General features: G+C 60.1%; 2 protein-coding genes and 1 pseudogene. All 3 read left to right on the top strand.

The window, feature by feature from the left end; all coding sequences use genetic code 11:
* Positions 1–239, top strand: a pseudogene (locus AC1DT3_RS19130) (NAD(P)-dependent alcohol dehydrogenase); the annotation flags it as partial.
* 347 nt (positions 240–586) lie between these two features.
* Positions 587–1,738, top strand: a complete 1,152-nt coding sequence (locus AC1DT3_RS19125; RefSeq protein WP_477466801.1) for an acyl-CoA dehydrogenase family protein — start codon at positions 587–589, stop codon at positions 1,736–1,738.
* Positions 1,735–2,053 (top strand): hypothetical protein (locus AC1DT3_RS19120; protein ID WP_477466800.1); only part of this gene is annotated, 319 nt, incomplete at its 3' end. The genes AC1DT3_RS19125 and AC1DT3_RS19120, both read left to right, overlap by 4 nt.

The following is a 2,053-nucleotide window of genomic DNA, read 5'->3' as shown; positions in this document are numbered from 1 at the left end:
ATGAGATGACGACCGTCCCCCTTCTGCTGGGGCGGCGTCGCGTTGCCGGCTCTCCGATCGGCGGCATTGCCGAGACGCAAGAGCTCCTCGATTTCTGTGCGCGCAAGAACATCCTGCCCGAATGCGAAACGATCCGCATGGAGGAGATCAATGAAGCGTTCGAACGCATGGAACGATCCGACGTTCGCTATCGCTTCGTGATCGACATGGCGTCGCTGACGGCCAGTACGGCGGGCTGAGTCAGTCGCGAGACACAGCCGCGTCACTGAGGCGTCCCTTGTGACGCGGCTGCATTTCTGATGATGGACCGAGTTTGCGTTCCCGCTGATGCTCGCCCTGCCGAGAGTACTGCATGGACATCCGGCGCTAGATAGCAATGCGCAGCGAAGCATCGATCGACCACAAGATCCGCGCACTGATTGGCGCGCCATCTTATTCCATAATATGGAATGAGACGCGGCTCACTTTTACTTTCTTCCGCCACTCCGCAAAAATTCGAATGACACTTGACTTGACAACCATTAGCGCAATTAGTCGAATGACATAGATACTCAAACATCCCATATATCGAGACGGATTCGCAGGCATGGAGTTTCGTTGGTCTGAGCAACAGAGTGCGTTCCGACAGCGTGTCGTGAATTTTCTCGAGGCCGAACTGCCGAGCGATTGGGATTCCRTTGCAAGTCATGGTCCCGCCTCCCCGCAACAGACAGAGTTTTCGCTGCATTTCTGCCCGCGGCTAGCCGAGGCGGGTCTGTTGGTGCCGCACTGGCCGAAGGAATATGGCGGCGAAGGAGCCTCCGTCTGGGAACATTTCATCTTGGGCGAGGAAATGTGGGCTGCCGGCGAGCCGCGCGGCGCGCAATACATGAATGTCAACTGGATCGGTCCGACGATCATGCGCTTCGGTACCGAAGAGCAGAAACGCTTTCATCTCTCGCGCGCTGCCGCCGGCAAGGCGATTTGGTGCCAAGGCTTCTCGGAACCGTCCTCAGGCTCGGACCTCGCATCCCTGCGCACATTTGCTGCGCGTGATGGAGACAACTTCGTCATCAATGGCAGCAAGATCTGGACATCTTACGCCGCGTTGGCCGACCACTGTTTTTTGCTGGCGCGCACGTCGGGCAAGCGCCGTGAGGGTATCTGCATCTTCATCGTTCCGATGGACACGCCTGGCATCTCGGTTCGGGCTATTCCCAGCTTGGTCGGCGAAGGAGACATTCATGAAGTCTTCTTCAACGACGTGACCGTGCCCTCTTCCTCCATGTTGGGCGACGAAGGACAAGCGTGGCCGATCATTACCTATTCCTTGGGCAACGAACGCGTAGGCATTGCGCGCCATGAGCTCGCCCGTCGCACCCTCGATTCCATGGTGCTGCGCTTGAAGGAAGAAGGCCGTTGGGGCGACGAACATATCCGCTACCGCGCCGGCCAGGCGCTCTCGGCATGCGAGGCTGCTCGCGTTCTCGTTTATCGCATCGTCGACGAGCGCTCCCGCGGCGCGCCACCGAGCGCTGAAGCAAGCCTCGCGCGGTTCGCTGTCGTGACGGCTGACCACGCGGTCTCCAATTTCGGCCTCGAGTTTCTGCCCGACGTCATTGCGGGCGATCAACTCTCGCGTCTGAGAGCGCACCATGAGCGCGCGATCACCTCGGGCGTCGCTTCCGGCGCGGCTGAGATCCAACTCAGCATTGTCGCCCAATCCTACCTTGAGCTGCCGCGGGAGCCACGCGCGTGAACTTAGAACTCGATGAGGAGCACACGTCGCTGCTCGACGCCCTTGGTAAGCTCCTGACGCAAGCCGCGTCCGCCGATCGCACCCTCGATGGCAAGCGGTCTTTCTTCAGCAGCGAGCTCGATGAAGCGCTTGATGAGGCGGGCTTCCTGGAAGCGGCAACGATGGAGGGCTTCGGCACCGTCGCTGCGGCCATGGTGGTTCAGGAAATTGCGGCCAAGTCGGCAATCGTCGAAGCGGCTGCATCGTCATTGGTGCGTCCGCGGATCTGCCCTGATTGGCCGCGGCCCCTCGCCATCATCGTCGGGAGTCCCGACC

Source organism: Microvirga sp. P4_G7 (assembly GCF_056401005.1).
Note: the sequence above shows the minus strand (reverse complement) of the source record. Positions and strands in the feature narration are given on the sequence as shown.